The organism is Streptomyces shaanxiensis (genome assembly GCF_039537145.1).
GTDB classification, from domain to species: Bacteria; Actinomycetota; Actinomycetes; order Streptomycetales; family Streptomycetaceae; genus Streptomyces; species Streptomyces shaanxiensis.
This window is the reverse complement of record NZ_BAAAZY010000012.1, coordinates 454,752-478,349: the sequence shown is the minus strand read 5'-3', so window position 1 is coordinate 478,349 and position 23,598 is coordinate 454,752. Positions and strand designations below refer to the sequence as shown.

23 protein-coding genes are annotated in these 23,598 nt (G+C 70.5%); 11 read left to right on the top strand and 12 right to left on the bottom strand.

From position 1 onward, the window contains the following. Positions 1-101 precede the first annotated feature (101 nt). From ABD932_RS25185 to ABD932_RS25160, 6 genes are all read right to left on the bottom strand, one after another. Complete coding sequence (locus ABD932_RS25185; RefSeq protein ID WP_345015786.1) at positions 102-1,166, bottom strand: hypothetical protein; 1,065 nt, start codon at positions 1,164-1,166, stop codon at positions 102-104. Then, positions 1,166-1,828, bottom strand: coding sequence for an RNA polymerase sigma factor (locus ABD932_RS25180; protein WP_345015785.1), 663 nt, complete (start codon positions 1,826-1,828; stop codon positions 1,166-1,168). Before ABD932_RS25180 ends, ABD932_RS25185 begins: the two co-directional genes overlap by 1 nt. Before the next feature lie 348 nt (positions 1,829-2,176). After that, on the bottom strand, positions 2,177-3,040 hold the full coding sequence (locus ABD932_RS25175) for a hypothetical protein (RefSeq protein ID WP_345015784.1): 864 nt from the start codon (positions 3,038-3,040) through the stop codon (positions 2,177-2,179). 208 nt (positions 3,041-3,248) lie between these two features. Beyond that, a complete protein-coding gene (locus ABD932_RS25170; RefSeq protein WP_345015783.1) occupies positions 3,249-3,866 on the bottom strand; it encodes an RNA polymerase sigma factor in 618 nt (205 codons plus the stop codon). A gap of 119 nt (positions 3,867-3,985) precedes the next feature. Beyond that, on the bottom strand, positions 3,986-4,852 hold the full coding sequence (locus ABD932_RS25165) for a hypothetical protein (RefSeq protein ID WP_345015781.1): 867 nt from the start codon (positions 4,850-4,852) through the stop codon (positions 3,986-3,988). Continuing rightward, positions 4,849-5,286, bottom strand: a complete 438-nt coding sequence (locus ABD932_RS25160) for a hypothetical protein (protein ID WP_345015780.1) — start codon at positions 5,284-5,286, stop codon at positions 4,849-4,851. The genes ABD932_RS25165 and ABD932_RS25160 overlap by 4 nt, the downstream gene beginning before the upstream one ends. Positions 5,287-5,617: 331 nt before the next feature. Here ABD932_RS25160 and ABD932_RS25155 point away from each other — a divergent pair, with 331 nt between their 5' ends. Then, positions 5,618-6,499, top strand: coding sequence for a septum formation family protein (locus ABD932_RS25155; protein ID WP_345015779.1), 882 nt, complete (start codon positions 5,618-5,620; stop codon positions 6,497-6,499). 153 nt (positions 6,500-6,652) lie between these two features. Here ABD932_RS25155 and ABD932_RS25150 read toward each other — a convergent pair whose 3' ends face one another. Further along, a complete protein-coding gene (locus ABD932_RS25150) occupies positions 6,653-9,100 on the bottom strand; it encodes a FlgD immunoglobulin-like domain containing protein (protein WP_345015778.1) in 2,448 nt (815 codons plus the stop codon). A gap of 271 nt (positions 9,101-9,371) precedes the next feature. On the opposite strand from ABD932_RS25150, the gene ABD932_RS25145 reads away from it, so the two are divergent. Continuing rightward, positions 9,372-12,113: an FG-GAP-like repeat-containing protein gene (locus ABD932_RS25145; protein WP_345015777.1), complete on the top strand. Its 2,742-nt coding sequence runs from the start codon at positions 9,372-9,374 to the stop codon at positions 12,111-12,113. Positions 12,114-12,204: 91 nt separating this feature from the next. Here the strand turns inward: ABD932_RS25145 and ABD932_RS25140 are convergent, their stop codons facing one another. Continuing rightward, on the bottom strand, positions 12,205-12,600 hold the full coding sequence (locus tag ABD932_RS25140; protein WP_345015776.1) for a hypothetical protein: 396 nt from the start codon (positions 12,598-12,600) through the stop codon (positions 12,205-12,207). 190 nt (positions 12,601-12,790) lie between these two features. Between ABD932_RS25140 and ABD932_RS25135 the strand changes: the two genes are divergently transcribed. Next, the gene (locus ABD932_RS25135) at positions 12,791-13,279 is read left to right on the top strand and encodes a DUF1877 family protein (RefSeq protein ID WP_345015775.1); all 489 of its coding nucleotides are present in this window, start codon (positions 12,791-12,793) and stop codon (positions 13,277-13,279) included. Between the two features lie 83 nt (positions 13,280-13,362). Here ABD932_RS25135 and ABD932_RS25130 read toward each other — a convergent pair whose 3' ends face one another. From ABD932_RS25130 to ABD932_RS25120, 3 genes are all read right to left on the bottom strand, one after another. Next, the gene (locus tag ABD932_RS25130; protein ID WP_345015774.1) at positions 13,363-13,974 is read right to left on the bottom strand and encodes a hypothetical protein; all 612 of its coding nucleotides are present in this window, start codon (positions 13,972-13,974) and stop codon (positions 13,363-13,365) included. Between the two features lie 116 nt (positions 13,975-14,090). Then, positions 14,091-14,594 (bottom strand): hypothetical protein, encoded by a 504-nt coding sequence (locus ABD932_RS25125; RefSeq protein WP_345015773.1) that lies wholly within the window; start codon positions 14,592-14,594, stop codon positions 14,091-14,093. An 87-nt stretch (positions 14,595-14,681) separates the two neighbouring features. Further along, a complete protein-coding gene (locus ABD932_RS25120; RefSeq protein WP_345016394.1) occupies positions 14,682-16,295 on the bottom strand; it encodes a beta-N-acetylhexosaminidase in 1,614 nt (537 codons plus the stop codon). Positions 16,296-16,510: 215 nt separating this feature from the next. Between ABD932_RS25120 and ABD932_RS25115 the strand changes: the two genes are divergently transcribed. The 8 genes from ABD932_RS25115 to ABD932_RS25080 all read left to right on the top strand — a co-directional run bounded on the left by ABD932_RS25115 (position 16,511) and on the right by ABD932_RS25080 (position 22,613). After that, positions 16,511-17,050 carry a 2-oxo-4-hydroxy-4-carboxy-5-ureidoimidazoline decarboxylase gene (locus ABD932_RS25115; RefSeq protein WP_345015772.1) on the top strand — a complete coding sequence of 180 codons (540 nt, stop codon included), beginning with the start codon at positions 16,511-16,513 and terminating at the stop codon, positions 17,048-17,050. Between the two features lie 251 nt (positions 17,051-17,301). Further along, on the top strand, positions 17,302-17,682 hold the full coding sequence (sdhC, locus tag ABD932_RS25110) for a succinate dehydrogenase, cytochrome b556 subunit (protein ID WP_079056196.1): 381 nt from the start codon (positions 17,302-17,304) through the stop codon (positions 17,680-17,682). Positions 17,683-17,687: 5 nt separating this feature from the next. Further along, positions 17,688-18,170: a succinate dehydrogenase hydrophobic membrane anchor subunit gene (locus tag ABD932_RS25105; RefSeq protein WP_126394429.1), complete on the top strand. Its 483-nt coding sequence runs from the start codon at positions 17,688-17,690 to the stop codon at positions 18,168-18,170. Positions 18,171-18,192: 22 nt separating this feature from the next. Beyond that, positions 18,193-19,947 (top strand): succinate dehydrogenase flavoprotein subunit, encoded by a 1,755-nt coding sequence (gene sdhA / locus ABD932_RS25100; protein ID WP_345015771.1) that lies wholly within the window; start codon positions 18,193-18,195, stop codon positions 19,945-19,947. Continuing rightward, positions 19,947-20,708: a succinate dehydrogenase iron-sulfur subunit gene (locus tag ABD932_RS25095; protein WP_126394427.1), complete on the top strand. Its 762-nt coding sequence runs from the start codon at positions 19,947-19,949 to the stop codon at positions 20,706-20,708. The genes sdhA and ABD932_RS25095 overlap by 1 nt, the downstream gene beginning before the upstream one ends. A gap of 148 nt (positions 20,709-20,856) precedes the next feature. Further along, complete coding sequence (locus ABD932_RS25090; RefSeq protein ID WP_345015770.1) at positions 20,857-21,474, top strand: hypothetical protein; 618 nt, start codon at positions 20,857-20,859, stop codon at positions 21,472-21,474. Positions 21,475-21,477: 3 nt separating this feature from the next. Then, a complete protein-coding gene (locus tag ABD932_RS25085; RefSeq protein WP_345015769.1) occupies positions 21,478-21,819 on the top strand; it encodes a hypothetical protein in 342 nt (113 codons plus the stop codon). A gap of 107 nt (positions 21,820-21,926) precedes the next feature. Further along, a complete protein-coding gene (locus tag ABD932_RS25080) occupies positions 21,927-22,613 on the top strand; it encodes a hypothetical protein (RefSeq protein WP_345015768.1) in 687 nt (228 codons plus the stop codon). On the opposite strand, the gene ABD932_RS25075 is transcribed toward ABD932_RS25080, so the two are convergent. Next, a complete protein-coding gene (locus ABD932_RS25075; protein ID WP_345015767.1) occupies positions 22,551-23,477 on the bottom strand; it encodes a hypothetical protein in 927 nt (308 codons plus the stop codon). The genes ABD932_RS25080 and ABD932_RS25075 overlap by 63 nt on opposite strands. Positions 23,478-23,598 lie beyond the last annotated feature (121 nt).

The window sequence follows — 23,598 nt, the reverse complement described above, 5'->3', positions numbered from 1 at the left end:
GCCGACGGCGACGATCGCGTGGACACCGAGGACGGCGGCCACCCATCGACATGAGCAGGATCACGACGAGGCGAGCCGTCCGGTTGCCCTGCCGGCTTCGCTCAGAGCGCGCTGTACGACGGGCTCGGCACCAGGGGCGTGGGCAGCTGGACCCGGTTCGACAGGAGGCCGGCACCGATGGACGGGGTTTCCGCGGTGCCGTTCGTGCGGTGGCCGTTGCCGCGGCCCTCGTCGCGCGAGCGGTCCTTGTCGTCCTTGCCCTTGTCTCTGCCCTTGCCGTCGTCGTCGCCGTTGCCCCGGCCGCCCTTGCCCTCGTCCTCGTCCTGGCCGTCGTCGCCCTTGCGCTCGTCACCCTGGGCACGGGTGCTCTCGCCGGCGCCGGTCAGCACGGTCTTGCAGTACTTCCACACGCGAGCGGAACTGCCCGCCGCGCTCTCCAGGGCACGGCGGCGGTCGCCGGGCAGTTCCTTGCCGTCGCGCATGTCGCGGCAGGAGCCGACGAGCTTCCACCAGCCGCCGGTCGGCCTGTCCCGGTCCGCGCCGGGGGTCTCGTGGCCCGCGGCGGGCCCACCGGGCGCGGTGCCCTGGGTGGTGCCGGGGCCGGTGGGGCCCTTCGACGTGCCGTCGGGCGTGGGCTCGTCCTGCGCGCTGATCCCCGGCGAGGGCGAGACGAAGGGACGCTCCTCGCTCACCGGTGCCGAGACCGTGGCGGCGGGGCGGCCCGGCTCGTCTCCGCCGAACGGCGTCCGCAGCACTCCGGTTCCGGCCGCGACCGCGACCCCGCCGACCATGCCCACGGCCAGCGCGGCGGCGAGGCCGAGTCGCAGGGGACGGCCCCACCGGGGGCGAACGGGGGCTCGGCCGGGGGTGCCGATCCGGACCAGCCCGACGTCGGAGGCCTGCGCGGCAGCGGAGCCCGAGCCTGCGCCGACGGTCACGGAGTCGTCGTCCCGGCGGGCGCGCGCCGCGCGGAACGCCGCCAACGCGGCGGCCTCTCCGGGGAGTTCCGCGCTGCTCAGCGGGGGTTCGGCGGTCAGCGCCTCAAGCGTCTTGGCGAGCTGCTCGGCCTGGTCGCGATGGGCCGCGTCGACAGCTTCGAGTGACTCTCCGCGCAGCATTCGCTCCGCCGTTTCGCGGTCCAGCCACCTGTACTGCTCGTCGGCCATCACACATCCTTCTGCGTCCGCGAACGCATATGCGTCACACTCGCAGACGTCACCGCACGGCCGCGGGTTCCTCGCTGGGAAGGCAGGGCGTCGAGCACCCCGGCCGATTCCGGATCGTCGCCGAGCAGCTCGGCGAGCCGCTTCAGGCCACGGTGCGCGGCGGTCCGTACGGCACCCGGCCGCTTGCCCAGCGTCTCCGCGGCGGTCTTGGCGTCGAGCCCCACCACCACGCGCAGGACGACGGCCTCGGCCTGGTCCTGCGGAAGCCGTGCGATGAGGGAGAGGGTGCCGTCGGTGGCCAGGGCCTCCATGGCCTCGACCGCGGTGTCGGACTCGGCGGCCTTCCCGGTGAGCTCCGTCTCGTCGCCGCCGATCGCGGGGCGGCGGCCGCGCATGCGTATGTGGTCCAGCGCGCGGTTGCGGGCTATCCGGGCGGCCCAGCCGCGGAAGCGGTCCGCGTCTCCGTTGAACCGCTCCAGGTCACGCGCTATCTGCAGCCACGCCTCCGAGGCGACGTCCTCGGCGTCCGGGTCGCCGACCAGCGTCCGTACGTACCCGAGCAGCCGCGGGTGCACGGAGCGGTACACAGTCCGGAACGCGGTCTCGTCCCCGTCCTGTGCAGCAAGCACCGCGGCGGTCAGCTCCGCGTCGTCCCCCAGCACTCGGTACCTCAATTGGTGGTTGCGGCTTCAGGACCGCAGGTCGTTGCGGTGGTCATACACCCTCCGCGTCCGGCGCGAAAGGCACGTTACGGCCTGAAACCGCTGCTCGTCCATGTCCGTACAACATGCAACTACCTGGGAATCGGCGATCTGTGCGCCCAGGTGTGACAGAAAACGCAGTCATGGCGCTGTAGAGAGTACGGGCCGCCGCGCGGCCCGTGCCGCGCGACGGCCGGGGCCTCTCCTGTGGGGGGTGGCGGCCCCGGCCGTTGCCTCGGCGCAGAGCCGGTGGCCGTTGTCGCGGCCGGGAGGCGTGCCCGCCGATCCGGACTTCTTTCTTCCGCCGAGTCAGTTCTTCTTCTCGGCGCTCTCGTCGTTCTCGGCGCTCTTGCCGGACCCACTCGTGTCGGACCCACTGGAGCCGGACCCACTCGTGTCGGACCCACTGGAGCCGGACCCACTCGCGTCGGACCCAGCAGCGTCGGACCCGCTCTTGTCGGCCCCGCTGTTACCGCTCCGGTCCTGACCGCTGCCGGCCGGAGCGCTCTCGTCGGCCTTCCTGCCCGGCTCGTTCTTCGCCGCCGCCAGCTGCTCGGCGCAGTACGCGGCCACCTTGTCCGCACCGCCCGCCTCCGCGACCAGCCGCTCCCAGGCCGTCGAGTCCATCGCCTGGCCACGGCCCGCGACCTGGTCGAAGGCGCGGCACTTGGCCTCGGTGTCCTGGGCGGTGACCGGGTGGCCGGGCTTCCCGGAGGCGGCGTCGGACCCGGCGGAGGGCCTCGCGGCAGGCCGGTCGGGGGCGCCGGCCGTCTGGGTGGGCCTGCCCTTGTCGTCGGAGGAGGCGTCCGGCGTGTCCGACGAGCCGATCGCCGCGTACGCCACACCGCCGAGCGTCAGGCCGGCGACGAACACGGAGAGCGCCGTCTTCATCGAGCGGGCGAGCCGCCGCCGATCACGGGGCCGCCAGTCGTCCCGGCGCCGGGTGCTCGCCCGGTGGGCCCCGGCGTCCCGGGCGGCCCGGAACGCGGCCACGGCTCGCTGCTCGCCCTCGGCGTCCACGGGGTGCCCGCGCAGCACGGCGGCGGAGAGCAGCGCCTCCAGCTCGGCTCCGTCGAGCACCACGGCCGGGCCGGACGCGTGGCCGTGGCCCACGGCGTCAGGGTGCACACGCCGACGGCCGGGGGACCCACCGCCGCTCTGCTGTTCACCCATGTCTGTTTCCCGTTCCTGTCCGACCTGATGTGTATGGGGTTCACGTGATGCATGTGTCGTATGCGATCTACGTGATCTCTGTGACGGCTGTGACTCACCGGCTCGTAGAGCCTGTACGTCCCCCACGCCCTGTTCGACTCATCGCATCCCGCCTCGCCTCAGCGAGGGGCCGATGTTCCGCCCTGGCCGCCGCAGTCGCCCGCACTGTTCATTTCGATTCCCCCAGCGTCCGGGGGCCGTCATCCGTCACACCTGCGACGCCCAGCTGCTTGGCCAGGCGCTTCAGACCCCGGTACGCGGCCGTCCGCACCGCGCCCGGCCGTTTGCCCAGGACGCGGGCCGCGGCGGGGGCGTCGAGGCCGACGATGACCCGCAGCAACACCGCCTCGGCCTGGTCCCGCGGCAGCCCGCGGACCAGCTCCAGGGCCTGCCCCGTGGAGAGCGACTCCAGCGCCTGGTCGTGCGTGCTGTGCGGACCGGGCAGGTCCAGCACGTCCTGTTCGAGCGCCGACGACCGGGGCCGTACCTTCTGCCGGCGCAGATGGTCCAGCGCCCGGTGCCGGGCGATGGTCGCGCTCCAGCCGCGGAAGCCCGCTCCGTCACCCTTGAACCGGCCGAGGTCCCGGGCGATCTCCAGCCAGGCGTCGGACGCCACGTCCTCCGCGTCGTCCCCGACCAGACCGCGCAGGTACCCGAGCAGTCCCGGCTGCACCAGCCGGTACATGATCGCGAAGGCGGCCTCGTCACCTTCCTGGGCCCGCGCGACGGCCGCGCTCAATTCCCCGTCGTGCGCGTGCACGCGGCGGGTGTCCCCTCCTCGGCCCAAGAACTGTCCTCGTCCGTACTGGTTCGTGGCGAATCCCTACCTCGGGGTACGGCCACCCTTGCCCACGTTCCCCCACGGTCAACAGCGCCCGGCCTCACAGAAGTGTCACAGGGCGTCCGTCACGCCACTCCCTCCGGAAGCGCCACGGCCCCGTCGTAGGCCCCGGAGGTCCGCTCCGTCACGAGCTGGTCGTAGCGGATGTCCTGCCCTCCGTGAGGGATGAGGAAGGTGCATCGGAAGGTGTGCGCGGTGATCCGGTACGTCGAGGGGGCGAGGACGACCGACTCCTCGACGCGCTCCACCCGGATCCGGCTCTCGGGCGCCGTGACACCGGCCGCCCGCAACTGCTCCAGGGTGGGGGCGAGTTCGCGCAGTGCCTTCTGTACGACGCCCTGCTCCCGTACGGCGGTCAGCGCGGCGGATGTCGTGCGGACGCTCAGCCGGACCCCTCCGCCCGTCCCCTCGGACAGCGAAACCGCCTCGCCGTACTCCCGGAACGCGTCGAGCGCGGCCACCGGGTCCTCGACCTTGTCCGCGAACTCCGGGTCGGAGAGCGGCCCGTGCTCCCAGGAGGCGGTGCCCTCCTTGACGTAGGCCGTGCCGTCGACGACGTAGATCTCCTCGGCCCTGGTGACGCCCTTGCTGCTGCGACTGGAGCCTTGGGAGTGCAGCGCCCACGCGCCGCCCGTCGTGCGGTGCACCGTGGCCGTGTAGGTCGCGGCGCTCTCCTGCCCTTGCAGGACGACGCCCTCGCGCCCCTCCACCGCGAACGTCCAGCCCTTCTCGGCGGCCATGGCCTGCTCGGCCCTGGCCAGGAACTCGGCGGCGGTCCGCGGCCGGGGCTCGGCGGGCGCGGCCTGCCGGCTCTGCCCGGGCGTCGCGGCGGCTCGGGACTCGACGGGCTCCTTCCCGTCCGGCGAGCCCGAACAGCCGGTCAGGACCGCGGCGACGAGGAACGTGGCCGCGGCGCAGGTCCGGCTCCTCATGCCGCCGCCTTCCGTGCCCGCCCGTGCAGGGTCAGATAGAAGGTCCGCAGGGACTCCTCCGGCCCGCCGAGGTCGAAGCGGTTGTGGACCTTGCCGAGGGGGTTCCAGACCCGGCCGTCCGGCATCCGCACCCCGACCGGCTGGCCGAAGTAGGCGCGCTGGTCGGCGTCGAAGTCCACCCACACCGCCCCCGCGCGGCGCACGAGCACCTCACCGACGTACGCCCCGAGACCCGACAGCGCCTCCCGCACACGCACCCGCTCCCGGCTCGCACCGCCCTTGCGCAGTCCGTCGATCAGGAAGTCGACGATGCGCAGGCTGGCCACCGAGTAGTCCATCGGGAGCCGGTGGTCGGCGGTGACGCGGGTGACGAAGGCCGCGGCGTGCGGGCGCATCTCCCGTGCGCACGGCGTGCGTTCGTCCACTGTGTTCATGGGACCCCACCCCTTTGCTGGTCAAGGACCCCTGGTGGTCCTCCCGTTGACCAAGCGGACGTCGCCTCATGAGCATCACGGGTGACGAGGGTGTTCATTCACACAGAGCAAGATCACAGAAGCCGTACAACTTTCCGGCTTCTCGTGCGTCTGCATACAACCATTGCGGCGCGTTGGCGGTCGGAACGCTGTGACGAGCCGAAAGCAGAGCGCGGAACCGTGAACCGCTGCCGCTTGACCGGCAAGTAACCCTCGCACAGCCCTGTCACAGGGGTGGCATACGATGCACGCGCCACTCCCCATAAAGTTCTCATAAGAGGATGTACACGTCATGGCAATCCGTACCCCGTCTCGTCCCCTTCGTGGCATATCTGCCGTCGTCGCCCTGCTCGCGATAGGCGCGGCCGGGTGCTCGGAGGCCTCGGATGCCATCGACAGCGCCAAGGACGGCGCGAAGAAGGTGGCCCGCCAGCGGTCGGTGTTCTCGCTGGACCTCGGGGACTGCTACAACCCGAACAACAAGGGCGAGGGCGAGGAGGTCCTCGTCGAGATCGTGCCCTGCGACGAGGCGCACGCGGGTCAGGTCGTCGGCGAGTTCAAGGTCGACGATGCGGCGAAGTACCCCGGCGACGAGGCGATCTCGGCCGTCGCCGACGAGCGTTGCCCGGTCGAGGCGGCGAAGCTCGCCCCGGACACCTGGGCGCTCCCCAAGGGCGTCGCGGTCTTCTACTACACCCCGACCCAGGAGAGCTGGGCGACCGGCGACCGCGCCGTGACCTGCACCTACACCAAGGAGTCGGGCACGTTCACTGGTGCGCTGAACGCGAAGCTGAAGCCCGAGCAGACCTCCTTCCTGAAGGGTTCGAACGGCGTCTACGACGCTCTGTGGGCGAACCAGTCCGAGAAGGACTACGTCGAGGACGACCTGAAGGGTTACAAGGCGCAGGCGAAGGCCGTCGCCGCCGCCCTCGACGCGCACCTCGCGGGCCTGAAGGGCATCGAGGGCACGGAGGTCGGCAAGCTCCGCGAGCAGCTGACGAAGACGGCCGAGCAGTGGAAGAAGGCCGCGAACGCCGCCGACGCGGACGCGTTCTACATCGCGTACGACCCGGCGTTCACCGGTATCGACCCGAACAAGACGGTCGCCGCCCGCAAGGAGCTGGGCCTGGCCACCACCGTCCCGGCCGACGAGGCCGAGGTCTGGGCGGGCTGACGCCCTGCGGCCCCACGGGGCCGCGCTCTTACGGCCGGCGGGGCCGGGTCCTCAAGGACCCGGCCCCGCCTCCCTTTTGACCTGTCTCCTCGCTGACCTGTCTCCGGTTCGACTCTGACCTGTCTCCGGTTCGAGCTGTCTCCGGGGCTCTGCTCAGCCCGTGGTGCGCAGGCGCTGGCCGCCGCTGAGCGCGACGGTGCCCGTGACCTTCAGGGCCGCGCCGCTGCCGTCCGCGGGGGTGCCGGTGAGCTCCCAGGTGTAGGTGCCGTCGTTGACGTAGCGGCCGTCGCCGGTACGGCCGTTCCACGAGAACGAGACAGCGGCTGCGTACTCCTTCGCCGAGCCCGTGAACAGCGTGCGCCCGCTCTTGTTCCGGACCGTCACCCGGGCGTCGGTCACCGGCTTGGACAGCTGCCAGTGCGCGTCCCACACGGCGTCGGTGGCGGAGGCGAGGTCCACCGACTGGTCGGTGCGCGACTCGATCCCGGCCACGGGGGAGGTGGCGACGCCCGAGTCGACCACCGTGATCCGGGCGCTCCTCTCCTTGGCGTACGCGAGCGCGCCGCCGAAGCGGTCGGTCTGCACGATCGGGTAGGCGTACTGGACCGTGAAGGCCTCGACGGTGCGCGGCGCGTCCCCGATCGGGGTGAGGTTGAGCTGGCCCCGGTTCTCCTCGTACGCCACCACATAGCCGTCGCCGAGGGTGCCGCGCGGGGCCCAGGAGGACTGCCGGGTCTCGGTGTTGTAGACGCCGTGGCCGGAGCTGACCGACCCGGTGGGATAGCAGTCCCAGTACACCCAGGGCCCTGCCGTCTGCAGCTGCTGCGGCAGACAGCCGTTGTCGGTGATCGGGTCCGTGGCCGTGGTCTCGCCGGACTTGAGGTCGACGGCCTGGAGCGTGCCGTCGTCCGAGTCGCTCGGCATCCACAGCTTGGTGCCCCACACCGCGAGCCCGCCCTGGCCCTGGCGGACCCGGACCACCTTCGGTCCGCCGGACGCGTCCAGGTCGACGACGTACTGCCGGTCCTCCAGGCCGCGCCCGCTGTCGCCGAACACCACGTAGCGCCCGGAGGCCGAGCGCACGGCCGAGACGTGGTCGGAGCCCGTCGGCATCTTCTCGCCGGTCTGCGGGTCCACGGCGGGTACGACGGTCTTCGTGCCGTCCGCCGCCAGGACGACGAGCACCTGGGCGCCGTCCGCGTCGGTCGCGGCGACGACGGTGCGGCCGTCTCCGGTGCCGACCGGCTGCCGGGATTCGTAGAGGCGCTGGGCCGCCTCGCCGGTGGTCTGCGCGTCGGGCCGTGCGAGCAGGGACCGCTCGCCCGCCGACGGTGCGGCACCGAGGGTGAGTTGGCGCTGGTGGAGCGCCGGCAGGTACGTGGTGTCGGACTCGGCCGTGACCAGGTGCCCGGCCGTGAGCGACAGCTTCGTGAGCCTGCCCTCCTTGGGCGCGACCTGGCGCACGGTACGCAGCACGGGCGCCCCGTCGTCACCGACGGCGACCCGGCGCACCGCCCAGTCCCCGGCCGAGGCGCCGCCGGTGACGGTCACGCCGCCGCCCGGGACCTGGGCCATACGCCAGCCGGCGTGCTCCAGCAGCGTCCTGGGCGCACCGCCGGCGATCGGCAGGGCGGTGAGGGCGGCGCCCTCGCGGGCCAGGAAGTCGCCCGCGCCCTGCGTGAACTGACGTATCGTCAGCAGCCAGTCGCCGACGAGGCCGAGCCGCGCGGTGCCCTCGCCGGAACCGAGCTCGACCTCGGTGTCGGCCGCCTGCGGCGTGGCGCGCGGGAGCACGCGGGCCGTGGTGTTGCCGCCGTCGGGCGAGTACCAGGCGACGTACGCGTCGGAGAACACGACCTGCGCGTTCGCTCCGGTGGCGCCCGGAAACACCGGGGTGACCGCGGCCGTCGCCAGGTCCAGCAGGCCGACACCGCGGGTGCCGTCGGGGTGCGCGTACCAGATCGCCACCGAACGGTCGTCGCCGCCGAGCGTCATGCCGTCCTCGGCGACCCAGCCGTTCAGTCCGGTGACGGGAGTGTCGGTGAGCTGTCCGTCCGCCGCCATGCGCAGCACGTGCAGGACGTTCTTCTCGCCGTTCGCGTCGCGAGTGGCGGTGAGCACGTACGAGCCGAAGACGCCACGGTAGAAGTGGCCGTCGGGCAGCGTGTACTTGGTGGTGGTGCCGGACTGCATGTCCTTCAGCTGCACCCGGTTCGGGGAGTCGTAGATCGCGACGACGTCCCCGCTGGTGACGGAGACGTGGCTGCCTCCCCCGCCGTCGATCGAGTTGACGTCGTCGGACGGGGACGAGGCGGGCAGGTCGACCGGGGCGCCGCCGTCCGGGGTCCAGCGGTAGTAGCCGAGCGCGCTCTGGTCCTGGACCTCCGTGCGCTCCACGACGCCGCCGGGCCCCGCGCCGTACACGGGGTTGGCGACCGGCTTGAAGCGGTCCGGAGCCGGGATCGTCAGAGAGGGGGTCTCGGCATGGGCGTTCGACAGCAGGAAGGGCAGGGTTCCACCGGCGGCCGCGAGGGCCAGGCCGGCGGCAAGGCCACCGCGTACGAGTGGTCGTTTTCGGTTCGGCTTGTGGCGTGGGGCCACGGAGCACCTCCAACAGGCATGGCGAAGGGGGCCGTTCGACGCGGACACACGGGGGTCGACGCGGAACGGCCCTGCGAAAGGCGCCGCAAGCTAGCACGGCAGGCAGAGAGAATTCGATCGAGTGCGCGAATCGGCCGGTGTGTGATCAAAACGGGCGGGCGGTGGCGGCAGCGCCGGAGGAAGTGATGGTTTCCAGGGCCTGCGCGCTGTCTGTAGATGCCACCTGTGTGACAGGTGATGCGATCGTGACCATTTCCTAGGGGTGGGACAGTTGAGTCCTCGCAGGACCCATGCGTACAAACCGCTCAGCCTCAAGAGACGGGCGTGGCTGACGGTGGGCGCCGTCGTGCTGAGCGGTGCCGGTGTCGTGACCTACGCGATGGCGGATCCGTCCACGCCGACCGACGCCGAGCCGGACGGCCGTAAGCCGTCGATCCACACGCTCAAGCTCAAGGACCGCGGCTCCGGCCGCAGGGGCCTGGCCAAGCAGGAGACCAATCGTTTCAACGCGGTCGTGCTGACGTGGAACGACCCCGAGGCGCAGGCCAAGGGCACGCCCGAGGTACGCACCCGGGACATCGAGACCGGTGAGTGGTCCGGCTGGCAGAAGGTGACGGTCGAGCCGAGCCAGGCGGACGGCGCGGAGGGCGAGCGGGCGGCTCTGCGCGGCGGCACGGAGTCGGTGTGGACCGGCGACTCGGACGGCATCGAGGTGCGCGTCGTGAACGCGGACGGCACCGAGGTGGGCGCCCAGCCGGCCGGCATGGACGTCAAGCTGCTCGACCCGGGCACGGACCCGAAGGGCGCGACGACCCCGGCCGCCTTCGTGGCGGAGGAGACCACGACGCCGGCCACCGAGGACCCGGCACCGACGGACACCGTCACACCGACGGAGACCGTCATACCCACGGAGACCGTCACGCCGACGGAGACGGAGACGCCGACCGACACGGCCACGCCGACCGACTCCCCGGCGCCCACGGACACCACGACGGCGACCGGGACGCCCACCGCGTCCCCGACCCCGACCCCGACCCCGACCCCGACCTCCACGGTCCCCGCGCCCCGGCCCTCCACGGTCGTCAAGCCGCCGGTCATCACGCAGGCCGAGTGGGGCGCGTCCACGGACTACGACGGCACTCCGGAGTACGGCACCGAGATCAAGGCCGCCGTCGTCCACCACACCGGCGTCGACAGCGACAACGGCCTGTCCTGTGCCGAGTCCGCGGCCCGGCTGCGCACCATCCAGCAGGCCCACATCAGCCAGGGCTACTTCGACATCGGCTACAACTTCGTCGTCGACCGGTGCGGACAGATCTTCGAGGGCCGCAGCGGCGGTACGGACCTGCCGGTGATCGGCGCGCACGACGCCGGGTTCAACACCAACACGGTCGGCATCTCGTACATCGGCAACTTCGAGAAGGCCACGCCCAGCCGGGCCGGCCTGGATGCGATCTCACGGATCGTGGCGTGGAAGTTCGGGATGTACGGCATCGACCCGACCGGCAAGGTGACGCTGACGTCCGGCGTGGAGCAGGGCTACAGCGGCAACAAGATCCCGAAGGGGACGTCGGTCACGCTGCCGCGGGTCTTCGGCCACAGGGACACCAACGCCACGGCCTGCCCCGGCGCCGGCCTCTACCCCAAGCTCAGCCGAATCGCCCAGGTCGCCAAGACCCCGGGCATCTCGCACGCGCTCGCCACCTCGGACGTCAACCGTGACGGCATCACCGACCTGGTCACCGGCACGCCCCGCGCGCTGAGCAACGGCGGCACCGTCACCGTCGTCCCGGGCGGCGTCGACGGCCCGGTCACCGCCTCGAAGCGGACCCTCACCCAGAACAGCACCGGCGTCCCCGGCTCCCACGAGTCCGGCGACGACTTCGGCGCTTCCACGGCGTGGGGCGACGTCAACGGCGACGGCTACGCGGACCTCGCGATCGGCGCGCCCGGCGAGGACGACACCAGCGGCCACGCGGACCGGGGCCAGGTCACGGTCATGTACGGCCCGGCGCTGAACACCGGCTTCTCGTACACCACTTCGGGCAGCGTCACGGCGACCGGCGCCAAGCTCGGCTCCACGGTGGCCGTCGGCGACTTCGACGGCGACGGCAAGGCGGACGTGTTCGCGGCCGGCACCGGCAAGGGCGGCAACTGGAACGCGCGGCTGACCGGCGGCGCCACGGCCACCGGCACGCTGACCTCCGCCACGGGTTCGGTGGCCTACCTGGATGCCGCGACCGGCGACTTCAACCGGGACGGCTACGCGGACGTCGCCCTCAACTACCGCGACACCGGCGGCATCGGCCGCGTGCTCCGCTTCGCGGGCTCGGCGACCGGCCTCACCAAGGCCGGGGTCATCTCCGTCAAGGGCGGCCGCTCCATCGCCGCGGGCGACGTCAACGGCAACGGCTACGACGACATCGTGATCGGCCAGCCGGTGGCGTCCGAGTCGGGCGGTCTCTCGGGCGGCCAGATCACCATGGTCCCGGGCACGTCGACGGGCTTCACCACCACCGGCATGACGACGATCCACCAGGACACGTCGGGCGTCGCCGGCGGCAACGAGTCCGGTGACCTGTTCGGCGCCTCCGTCTCGGTGGGCGACTACAACGCCGACGGCTTCGCCGACGCCTTCACCGGCGTCCCCGGCGAGGACTTCCCGCGCGACGGCGTGAACCAGTCCAACGCGGGTGACGCGCTGCTGGCCAAGGGCACGTCGACCGGCCTGACCGGCACCGGCTCGATCCGCGTCTCGCAGGACACGTCCGGCGTACCCGGCGCCGCCGAGAGCGGCGACCTGTTCGGCTCCGCCGTCTCGCTGACGGACCTGTCGGGCTACGGCCGCGCGGACCTGACGTTCGGCGCGGAGGGCGAGGACGGCACGGACGGCATCGTCCTGTACCTCCCGAGCAACAGCACGGGCCTCGGCTACGGCCAGGCGGTCATCTACAGCAAGACCACCCTGGGCACCCCGACCGACGCCCACCTGGGCCAGACGCTGACGCCGTAATCCGCCGAGAACACCTGACCCGGCCGGGACCCCGCCCATTCACGGGGTCCCGGCCGGGCCATGTCTGCCGCGTCGCCCAGCCCGCGATGTCCTACCGCCAGGCCTGACCGCGCGTAGCGTCCCGGCACAGCAACCGCAGCGACCCGTCGCCCGCGAAACACCGCCGCGCCTCCTCGATCGGGTCCCACAGCCGGCCGTCAGGCGTACGGATCCAGTGGTCGCCTCCCGACGCCCACCACTCGGCACCGGTCTGACGGACGATCACCTCGCCGGCGTACGCGCCCAGACCGCGCAACGTGCTCTCCACGGCGGCGTACGGCGTTCCCTCGCCGCGCAGGCCGTCGATCATCCGGTCGACCCGCCACAGGCTCTGCGCCGAGTAGTCGAGCCGCAGCCGCGCTCCCTCGCGCAGCATCGCCACCGCGTCCGCCGCCCACCGCATCGGCTTGGTCGCGGCTGAGGGCCTGGTCTCCGCTTGAGTCGTCACATCCTGGAGAGCGTGGGCGAACAGCTTTTCGTCACCCGGATCCGGCGGCTTCCCGGGACCGGTGCAGGACCGCCCCACCTCGCTCCCACGACAGCCACAGGACTCCCCCAGGAACGAGGTTTACGCGGCAGCCCACGTTGACGCGAGGGTGACGATTCGCCGCTCCTGTGCGCTCCAGTCACTGATGAGCATGTACTTCCATCTCCGCGCGGTGCCGCCCTCGGCACTGCGCAACAGCGCGACCTGGTTCCAGCGCCTCTTCGAGGACGACTGGGACACCGTGCGGGAGCGGATCGGCCGGCATCGTGAGGAGGTGCTGGACAGGCAGTACGCCGAGTTCGAACTCCTCTACTCCGGCATCCCCCCGAACCGGACACCGGACGGCCCCTGTACCCAAGTGGTCCTCGGCGGCCGCCCGGTGTTCCCCACCGACTCCGCCCTGCCACCGTTCCAGCTGCTCACCGCGTCCCAGGTGGCCGGGGTCGCCGGGTTCCTCAGAGCGGCCGACTTCGACGACCTGTGGCGGCACGCGCGCGTGCGGCTGCTCCAGCCGTACGACGTACCGGACCCGGAACCCCAGGTGCGCGGCCTCTTCGCGGCGACGCACCGCGACCTGACCGCCTTCTACGCGAGGACGGCCGAGTACGGCGACGCGGTGGTGAAGTGGCTGGTGCGTTGAGAGCGGGACGGGATCAGGGCGCATCAGGGCGCCGGACCGTGCCCCGCCTCAAGGGCGTCGGCCCCTGCCCCGGCCCAAGGGCGTCAGGCCTTCCCCCGGGCCCGCCGCGACACCACCGCCCGCAGCACGCGCCGCCCCTCCGTCGACACCTCCAGCGCCCGGCGCAGCCCGCCCACGCCATGTCCGGCGAGGAGTTCCAGAACGCTGACCTGGCGGCGCAGTTCGGCGGCGACGAGCGGCGACATGCCCGTCGTACGGCCCGTGGCGGGTGCTCCGCCCGCGCGCACGGAGTTGAGCGCCTGGGGAAGGGCGCCCGCCGAGGACACGTCGTCCTCCGCGGGATCGAGCAGCCGGTGTATCTGCAGCGAGGCGACCGAGCAGGCGTCGGCCCATATCCTCGCCTCGGCGGCGGACCGGACGGCCGGGGCGGCGGCCAGCATCCGCCGGGCGAGCAGCGCGGCCTCGTCCTCGATGTCCTCGTCGTCCACGATCTCCGCGACGCCCAGCTTCGAGCGCGCCTGCTCCAAAAGTCCGCCCCACTCGGCCGGGTCGCCGCCCGCCGCGAGGTTGGCCCACAGCGGCCGCAGCACCTCGTCGTCACCGCCCAACAGGGGCACACACCGATCCAAACAAGCCAACCCGCTGGCGGCCAGTCCGCGTTCGTCGGCCTGAGCGATCAGTTCCACCAGGCTCATCCACGCCTCCCTAAGCGGGTCAGTCACGAGGGTCGGGGTCCCCGCACAGGCCCCTGGCGGGCACCTTCCTAACGGAGCCCGCACTTCCCCTTACTGCGTGCGACGGCCCGTGAGTGTCACAGCGGCACGACCCCGAGCCGGTCGAGCAGCCGGAAGAAGAGGTTTTCGGCCAATGGGTCCGCATCAGCGGTGAATACGTCGACGACCGACTCGGCGTTCACCTCGTGCCCGGCCTCGGCCGCCCAGGCGACGGCCCGCGCTGCGGCGTCCCCGGGTTCCAGGAAGTAGTCCTCCAGCGTGAGCCCCTCGTCCCCCGCGCCGAGGTACCCGGCCATGGCGGCCCGCGCCAGACAGGTCGTCCACGCCCCGCTCTCCGGCGCCGCCGCCTCCACGACCACGCAGTCGCTGTCCATGACGTACCCGAAGAGCGCGGGCGCCCCCGTCTCGCGGGCCAGGTCGTTCATGTTCCCGACCTCGCCGTCCCCGCTCGGGTACTCCCACACCTGCCAGCCGCCGGCGGCCTCCTCGCGCAGGGCCATGCCCTCGGCCCCGGCCAGCGCGTCCAACTCCGCCAGCGGCCGCTCCCCACGGCCCACGACGAAGTACCCCCAGTAGCCCATCCCGGTTCCCCCTGGCTGTTCGGTTCGGCTCCGGCCGAATACACCACATTCGTACAGGGGTCCGCAGCCGTATGGGCCAATCCACAGTCAGTTCAGCCGGTCGGCCAGCGCCCTGAACTGGGTCCAGGACAACTCCGGCGCCTCCTCGTCCCACAGCTTCTGGACCAGCGCCCGCAACGGCATCCGGATCCCGGCGGCGACCTGGGCCTGCGTCTGCGAGTTCGCCAGATCGCACCACACCGCGAAGGACCCGCCCAGGATCTGGTCGTCGTAGGTCTCCGGCACGGCCGTCGTCCCGCGCACGACCCGCGGCGTCCACTGCTCGTAGATCCGCTGCCCCGTCGGATAGACGAAGGTCTGCGGCTGCCCGAGCACGTAGTAGAGGAACTCGTCGTTGTAGTTGATCAGCTTCCGCCCGGCGCGCAGATACTCCACCGGCACCCGCGCCCCGATCTCCTTGCCCGTCCAGTACGCCACCTGGATGTCCTTGTCCGGCTGGACGGACGTGTTCCGGAAGAACCCGTCGTTCCAGGCCCGCACCGTGCGGTCGTGGGCGCGGACGGTGGCGGCGCGGTCGTTGAGCCACCCGGTGGCGAGGTCTGAGACGGTGGCGCCGGAGCCGTAGGCCTCCTGAGCGGCGGCGGCGAGCTGCGGGTAGGAGGCCTGGGGGTTGGAGACGACGAGGGCCTGGTACTCGTCGGCGCCGAGGTGCCACTGGCTCCCCGGGAAGAGACCGGCGTACTCGTTCAGCAGGTCGTCGACGATCTCGGCGGACTCGGCCTTGGAGATGTCGATGGCACCCCGCGTGGCGGCCCCGCTGACATTGCGCAGCTGCAGATCGGGGTGCGCGGCGATGACGGCCCCCAGATGCCCGGGCGAGTCGATCTCCGGCACGACGGTGATGTGCCGGCTCTCCGCCAGCTCGACGATCTTCCTGACCTGCGCCTTCGTCAGGTGCTGCGGCGAGACGACCTCGGGGTGCGAGTCGGACTCGATGCGGAACCCCTGGTCGTCGGAGAAGTGCAGCCCCAGCTGGTTGAACTTCAGGTCGCCCAGCTCCCGCACCCGGTCCTCGATCCAGTCCGCGGTGAAGTGCTTGCGGGCGATGTCGAGCATGAACCCGCGCACGGGCTTGGCCGGCTCGTCGCGCACGACGCCCTCCGGCGCCGTACCGCCGCCGTGCACCTCCTGCTTGAGCGTCCGCGTCCCGTAGAAGACGCCCGCCTCGCCCGGCCCGCTGATGGCCACGCGCCCGTCGCGCACGGTCATGGTGTACGACTCCGGATCGGCGCCCTTGCCGCCGCCCAAGGTCAGCCGCACGTCCCCGGCGCGCGAGTCCTCCTTCTCACCGGCGTACGTCAGCCCCAGCTCACCGGCGACGAGCCGCCCCTCGTCGGCGAGCTTCGCGTCGCTCACGACGACCCGCTCCCCGCGCGCGGGACGCCAGCCGGGTCCCCGGGCGGCTGTGTGGGACGTCACCGCGGGAATGGTCTGCGGAGCTTTCGAGACCGGATACGACCGAGTGGGTGACGGAGTGGGTGCGGCCGGCTTTCTCGGGGCGGCCGAAGAGGCGGCCTCCGAGGTCCCCGGGGCGGACCGCCACTGCTCCGACCCGTCCGGCCCCGCGTCGTCGCCGGTGGCCAGGAGCCCCAGGCTCACCCCGGCCCCGACCGTCACGAGGACCACCGCGACGATCAGCACCCAGGTCTGCTTCAGCGCCTTCTTCGCCGGTGCCCGGCGCCTGTGCTTGTGCTGGATCACCTCGCCAACGTAACTCCGATGCCACGTTCGGGCGTCCACCACACGTTTCGAAACTCTCCCGTTCGGCTGAAATTCGGGCATCGGTCGGACACGTCACGTCCAGTCTCGATAACGTGAGCGCCACTCCTTTCCCAAATTCCCCTGCCGAAACCCACGTGACGCCCACACACCTTCCTGGCCGAGTCGCCATACCGTCGCTCCCCGAGCAGACCCGCACTCCACCGTCCCCGAACGCGCTGGAGCCCTTCAACACCGCCCCCGCCGCCGAGGTCCGGCAGACCCTCCTCACCTGCCTGCGCAGCCCCCGCTGGGCCGACCGCCTCGCGGACCACCGCCCGTACCCGGACCTGGACGCCCTCCTGGCGGCCTCGGACGAGGCGGCGTACGACCTGTCCCCGGCGGATCTGGCGGAGGCACTGGCAGCAGAAACGTTGCCGGTACTACCGGAAGGGATCTACGGAGCCGCCCACACGGCCCTCAACGCGGCGAATGCCGCATACGAGGCCAAGTTCGGCCATGCGTTCATCATCTGCGTGGACGACCTGCCCCCGGCCGAGGCCCTCGACCAGGTCCTGCACGCCATCCGGTCTCGATTGGCGAACGATCCGGACGAGGAACGCGTAGTCACGGCAGAGGAACTCCGGCGCCTCGCAAAAGGACGGCTGGTCCGCGCCGTCAGGAGCGCGGGGCTGTAGTCGATGCGCGGCTACGGCCGCGTGGGCGCGACCAGCCCGAACGGCGCCGCACCCGACAGCCGAAAGGACACCTCACCTCATTAGCCGCCAATCACCCATCCGCGTGCCAGTTTGATCACACCGCCCGCCCCCCGCTCAGCCCAGCGGCGGCGCATCGCTACGATGCTGGGGGCCGGAGGACCGTACCCGGCCGGGCCCGACCGACAGCACAAGCCGGCGCGGCCCCAATCCCCGCTCCCGGAGGAACTTCCGTGCCGGCTGGAACGCTGTACCGCGGCCGGGAAGGAATGTGGTCCTGGGTGGCTCACCGAGTCACCGGCGTCCTCATTTTCTTCTTCCTGTTCGTTCACGTGCTGGACACCGCTCTCGTCCGCGTCTCTCCCGAGGACTACGACAAGGTCGTAGCCACGTACAAGACGCCGATCGTCGCGCTGCTGGAGTACGGCCTCGTCGCCGCCATCCTCTTTCACGCGCTCAACGGGCTCCGCGTCATCGCCGTCGACTTCTGGTCGAAGGGCCCGCGCTACCAGAAGCAGATGCTCTGGTCCGTCGTCGGCCTCTGGCTGGTGCTGATGCTCGGGGCGATCTACCCCGTCCTCGGCCACGCCGCTCAGGAACTGTTCGGGAGCTGACGCGTATGTCCACCACCGAGAAGACCGCCACCGGTATCGGCCCGGTCGAGGGCGAGTCCCTCTACAACGTCGACAACCCGGCCCCGTACATCGAGGCCCCGCGCAAGCGCACCAAGAAGACCCCGAGGTCCACCCGGGGCAACTTCGAGATGGCCGCCTGGCTGTTCATGCGCCTGTCCGGCATCGTCCTGGTCGTCCTGGTCATCGGCCACCTGCTCATCCAGCTGGTGCTGGACGGCGGCGTGTCGAAGATCGGCTTCGCCTTCGTGGCGGGCCGCTGGGCGAGCCCGTTCTGGCAGGTCTGGGACCTGCTGATGCTGTGGCTCGCGATGCTGCACGGCGCCAACGGCCTGCGCACGGTCATCAACGACTACGCGGAGCGCGCGAACACCCGCCTGTGGCTGAAGGGCCTGCTCTACACCGCCACGGTGTTCACCATCCTGCTGGGCACGCTGGTGATCTTCACCTTCGACCCGAACATCCGCTAGGCACGGGGCTGAGGCAACCACCATGAAGATCCACAAGTACGACACCGTCATCGTCGGCGCCGGTGGCGCCGGTATGCGCGCGGCCATCGAGTCCACGAAGCGCAGCCGCACCGCCGTGCTGACCAAGCTCTACCCCACCCGCTCCCACACGGGCGCCGCGCAGGGCGGTATGGCCGCCGCGCTGGCCAACGTGGAGGAGGACAACTGGGAGTGGCACACCTTCGACACGGTCAAGGGCGGTGACTACCTGGTCGACCAGGACGCCGCCGAGATCCTGGCGAAGGAGGCCATCGACTCCGTCCTCGACCTGGAGAAGATGGGCCTGCCGTTCAACCGCACCCCGAACGGCACGATCGACCAGCGCCGCTTCGGCGGTCACAGCCGTAACCACGGCGAGGCCCCGGTCCGCCGGTCCTGCTACGCCGCGGACCGCACCGGCCACATGATCCTCCAGACGCTGTACCAGAACTGCGTGAAGGAGGGCGTGGAGTTCTTCAACGAGTTCTACGTCCTGGACCAGCTGATCACCGAGGTCGACGGCGTCAAGAAGTCCGCCGGTGTCGTGGCGTACGAGCTGGCGACCGGTGAGATCCACGTCTTCCAGGCGAAGGCCGTGATCTACGCGTCCGGCGGCTGCGGCAAGTTCTTCAAGGTGACGTCGAACGCGCACACGCTGACGGGCGACGGGCAGGCGGCGGTCTACCGTCGTGGCCTCCCGCTGGAGGACATGGAGTTCTTCCAGTTCCACCCGACCGGCATCTGGCGCATGGGCATCCTGCTGACGGAGGGCGCCCGTGGTGAGGGCGGCATCCTCCGCAACAAGGACGGCGAGCGCTTCATGGAGAAGTACGCGCCGGTCATGAAGGACCTCGCGTCCCGTGACGTCGTCTCGCGCTCCATCTACACGGAGATCCGCGAGGGCCGCGGCTGCGGTCCCGAGGGCGACCACGTCTACCTGGACCTGACGCACCTCCCGCCGGAGCAGCTGGACGCCAAGCTCCCGGACATCACGGAGTTCGCCCGTACGTACCTCGGCATCGAGCCGTACACGGACCCGATCCCGATCCAGCCGACGGCGCACTACGCGATGGGCGGCATCCCGACGAACGTCGAGGGTGAGGTCCTCTCGGACAACACCACGGTGGTCCCGGGTCTGTACGCGGCCGGCGAGGTCGCCTGCGTATCCGTCCACGGCGCGAACCGCCTCGGCACCAACTCGCTGCTGGACATCAACGTGTTCGGCCGTCGGGCCGGCATCGCGGCGGCGGAGTACAGCCAGAAGGCGGACTTCGTCGAGCTGCCGGAGGACCCGGCGAGGCTCGTGGTCGACCAGGTGGAGAACCTGCGCTCGTCCACCGGCACCGAGCGGGTGGCGACGCTCCGCAAGGAGCTGCAGGAGACCATGGACGCGAACGTCATGGTGTTCCGCACGGAGCAGACGATCAAGACGGCGGTCGAGAAGATCGCGGAGCTGCGCGAGCGCTACAAGAACGTCTCGATCCAGGACAAGGGCAAGCGGTTCAACACGGACCTGCTGGAGGCCATCGAGCTCGGCAACCTGCTCGACCTGGCCGAGGTCATGGCGGTCTCCGCGCTGGCCCGCAAGGAGTCCCGCGGCGGTCACTACCGCGAGGACTACCCGAACCGCGACGACGTCAACTTCATGCGCCACACCATGGCGTACCGCGAGGTGGGCGACGACGGCACCGAGTCCGTCCGTCTCGACTACAAGCCGGTCGTCCAGACCCGCTACCAGCCGATGGAGCGTAAGTACTGATGGCAACCCCCGTTATGGACAAGGTGGAGGCCGAGTCCGCCGCGTCCCCGTACATCACGGTCACTTTCCGGGTCCGCCGCTTCAACCCGGAAGTCTCCGCAGAGGCCGTGTGGGAAGACTTCCAGCTGGAGATCGACCCGAAGGAGCGCGTCCTCGACGGCCTCCACAAGATCAAGTGGGACCTGGACGGCACGCTGACCTTCCGCCGCTCCTGCGCCCACGGCATCTGCGGCTCGGACGCGATGAGGATCAATGGCAAGAACCGTCTTGCCTGCAAGACCCTCATCAAGGACATCAACCCCGAGAAGCCGATCACGGTCGAGCCCATCAAGGGCCTGACGGTCCTGAAGGACCTGGTCGTGGACATGGAGCCGTTCTTCCAGGCGTACCGGGACGTCATGCCCTTCCTCATCACGAAGGACACGAACGAGCCGACGCGCGAGCGCTTCCAGACGGCCGAGGACCGTGAGCGCTTCGACGACACCACGAAGTGCATCCTCTGCGCGGCGTGCACGTCGTCCTGCCCGGTCTTCTGGAACGACGGCCAGTACTTCGGCCCGGCCGCCATCGTCAACGCGCACCGCTTCATCTTCGACTCGCGTGACGAGGCCGGCGAGCAGCGCCTGGAGATCCTCAACGACAAGGACGGCGTGTGGCGCTGCCGCACGACGTTCAACTGCACGGACGCCTGCCCGCGCGGTATCGAGGTCACGAAGGCGATCGCCGAGGTGAAGAAGGCGCTGATCACGCGGCGGTTCTGAGCTTCCCCGCCTGACCTCAGGGCCCTGTTTCCGTCACTTCGGAAACAGGGCCCTCAGGTTTTTTGGCCGGTTTGCGCCCCTGCTGAAGGAGGTGGCGCACCGTCACACTCCGAAGCGCGGGTTCTGTAGCGCTGACGGAGGGGGAGGCGTGGCGGAATACCAGGCGCCCAGAGGGGAGAGAGATCCCTGGGCTGCACCAGAACCGTACGGCTATGGGCATGCCAGCGCATCGGCTCTCTTCATCGCTGCGCCCCTCCTCACGGCCGCCGCTCTCTCGTTGGCCGGCGTGGTCGGAGGCGCGGACGACGAATTCCAGTGGCCCGGCCCCATCCTGTTACTCCTCGTCATCGCAGCTCTCGCGCTGATCGCGAGCATTCAGTTCGCCTATCACGCCCGCCTGTACCTCTATTCCTACGACGATCTGGAGTGCTGGTTGGGGCCTGACCACGTCAAGGCCTTCGCTCCGGATCTGAGGACGAAGCAGGAAGAGGATCAGGCGATCTGGGCCAAATACCAACTGTGGGCAGTTCACTCCTTCAATTTCGGCACCATTCTGCTGGGACTCGGAATCGCCGCAGCGCTGGTGCCGCCGGACTGCGGCGAACAGCCCGAGTGGCGGTGGACCGCGGCCGTTGTCGTGCTGCTCGCCACCTTGGCTGACGCGGCCTGGGTGACTTATATGCACATGGATGCGTTCGGCAAGACGAGCAACTGGTTCTACACATCGGTGCATCGACTCATTGAGAAGGCTCGAAGAAGGGGCTGACACATGTTTACCCACACAGAGCTTCCCGGCTTTCCACCGCCGATGCCACCGCCCAAGAAAAGGCGGCCCACCTGCCTCCAATGCAAGTGGATCGTCGTCCCCGACGAAGAAAAGGACTGGCCCGGCTACCAGTCGAGTCACCTCCAGGCCTGGGATGCCACGCTGTCGTCCGGAGACGAGGGGTCCGGCACAGAATTCCCGGATCCACTCGGCAAGGAGCCCCATCACTCGCCGGAGTGCGACTACCGTGAACTGCCGCCTGTCGTCATGTGGTTCATGGACAAGGCGATCGCCGACCACTATCACCGAAGGCTCTGGCAAGCCCGGCAACGCCGTACCGAATGAATACCGGAAGCCCCCTCCTGGCCCGCTGGCCCCACTGTCCCCTCGCCCCACTACGATGACGCCGCGCGCCGCCTCCGCAATGCGGCGGGAGGGGGAGTCAGCCGGCGATGGCGGAGCGTGGGCGGCGGGCGTCGCGGATCAGAACGTGGCTCGGGCTGGCTGCGGTGGCCGTCGGCTGCTATCTCGTCGGCGACCCCGCACACCGAGCCGGTTCCGCGCTGGAGTTCGCGGCCGAGTGGTGGCCGTGGGCGCTACTGGGGCTGGCCGCGCTCAATCTGCTGCGCGCCGCGATACCACCCGCCTCTCTCATCGGCCCCCTTGCGCTAGCGGCCGTATCGACGGTCGCGCTGGTGGCGGCCGGTGAGATCAGTGCGCACCTGGTCACCGCCCTCGCGCTGCCCGCGGCACTGGCACTCAGCGGTGCCCTGCTCATCGGTACGGCTGCGCCGAGCGGCAGAGGCAGCCGCTGGAGCCGGACCCTGACGACCGGAAGAGTCGTGATACCCGCGGAGGCGAGCGCAACCCTCACCCTCCGAGCCGTACTAGGTGAGCTCCGGGCCGATCTGACGCGGAAGTCGGCAGCGAAACGGACCACGGTGAACGTCACGGCGATCGCCGGCCATGTGCGGGTGGCCGTACCACGAGACCAGTGGGTGAAGGTGAATACTTCGGGAGCCCTGCTGACACGCATAGCGGAGACAGGGCCGGCGCCCAGTGAACCACCCGATCCCTCAACCGGATTCGTCATCCATGTGCTCGGCGTATGCGGATCGGTTGGCATTGTGCGGGTGTGACCAGTCCTCGCCGTGGTGGTAGTCGACGTGAGTGCGTCCTCGTCCCGTGAACCGGGCGGTGACCTCGGCGAAGATCTCTTTCTCAGTGGCCGTGTCCCTCGGCAACGGGTAGTGCAGCGCATCCAGCAGTTCGAACCGGTGCAGGTCGTAGACCGCGTGCATCAGCCCCGAGTAGGCCAGGGCTGCGATCACCGCCCCCTTGTAGGCGATGGCCGCGAGGATCAACGCCCCACCGCAGAGCCACCACGAGTGCGGCTCGTCGTACAGGGCGACGCCATACGTCAGGGCCACCGCCAGGAAGCTCCAGCAGAGGTTCACGGCAGTGTCCAGAGCATCCCTCGTCGAAGTCAGAGCTTCGGACATGCGGTCCGAGATCTGCATGTAGATACGCGGCCACGAGGCAAGGGTGGAAAGACCGTACCGCTCGCCCGCGCTCAACTCCCCGACCCGCAACGCATTGCCGAGCGCCGTCGGCAACAGCAGGTCTGCGGGTGGGCGTGCCCCCAGTCGGCGACCGGCGTCCGCCCGCACCTCACGGGCGGTCGCGGTCGAGGCCGTTTCCTCCGCCCGCTCGCGCAGCGCCTCCCAGCGCCTCCGCTGGACTTCGATCAACACTCCGGCGAGCCCGGCCGTCACCGGCCAGCGGTACCAGTACCCCTCCAGCACTCGTACGGCCCGGACCTGGAACGGCTGGAGCAACAGACCCAGGATCGCCGCACACGCTGCAAGAACCGTCAGGGTTCCGGCCATCGCCGCCGGGGTTCCGGGGAGCACCCGCTCCCAGTGGCTGGGCCCGGTGAAGGAACCGGCCCGCAGAAGGGCCCAGAGGCAGACGACGAAGAGCGCGCACGGCACGAAATGCACCGCAAACACCCGCCGCACGAAGCTGCCCCCTCCGTTGGTCCGGTCCGACTTTGCTCACCTGTCTCACCCGTCACTGACCACTCATCAGTATGACTTCAGAAGCCGGTGGCATGGCCGGAAC

Excerpts from the sequence above, each read along its gene's own strand:
- ABD932_RS25135 (WP_345015775.1), top strand. The coding sequence starts at position 12,791 with ATGTACTTCCATCTCCGCGCGGTGCCGCCCTCGGCACTGCGCAACAGC.
- ABD932_RS25160 (WP_345015780.1), bottom strand. The coding sequence starts at position 5,286 with ATGAACACAGTGGACGAACGCACGCCGTGCGCACGGGAGATGCGCCCG.
- ABD932_RS25105 (WP_126394429.1), top strand. The coding sequence starts at position 17,688 with ATGTCCACCACCGAGAAGACCGCCACCGGTATCGGCCCGGTCGAGGGC.
- ABD932_RS25130 (WP_345015774.1), bottom strand. The coding sequence starts at position 13,974 with ATGAGCCTGGTGGAACTGATCGCTCAGGCCGACGAACGCGGACTGGCC.
- ABD932_RS25095 (WP_126394427.1), top strand. The coding sequence starts at position 19,947 with ATGGCAACCCCCGTTATGGACAAGGTGGAGGCCGAGTCCGCCGCGTCC.
- ABD932_RS25165 (WP_345015781.1), bottom strand. The coding sequence starts at position 4,852 with ATGAGGAGCCGGACCTGCGCCGCGGCCACGTTCCTCGTCGCCGCGGTC.
- sdhA (WP_345015771.1), top strand. The coding sequence starts at position 18,193 with ATGAAGATCCACAAGTACGACACCGTCATCGTCGGCGCCGGTGGCGCC.
- ABD932_RS25175 (WP_345015784.1), bottom strand. The coding sequence starts at position 3,040 with ATGGGTGAACAGCAGAGCGGCGGTGGGTCCCCCGGCCGTCGGCGTGTG.
- ABD932_RS25155 (WP_345015779.1), top strand. The coding sequence starts at position 5,618 with ATGGCAATCCGTACCCCGTCTCGTCCCCTTCGTGGCATATCTGCCGTC.
- ABD932_RS25080 (WP_345015768.1), top strand. The coding sequence starts at position 21,927 with ATGGCGGAGCGTGGGCGGCGGGCGTCGCGGATCAGAACGTGGCTCGGG.
- ABD932_RS25125 (WP_345015773.1), bottom strand. The coding sequence starts at position 14,594 with ATGGGCTACTGGGGGTACTTCGTCGTGGGCCGTGGGGAGCGGCCGCTG.
- ABD932_RS25185 (WP_345015786.1), bottom strand. The coding sequence starts at position 1,166 with ATGGCCGACGAGCAGTACAGGTGGCTGGACCGCGAAACGGCGGAGCGA.
- ABD932_RS25085 (WP_345015769.1), top strand. The coding sequence starts at position 21,478 with ATGTTTACCCACACAGAGCTTCCCGGCTTTCCACCGCCGATGCCACCG.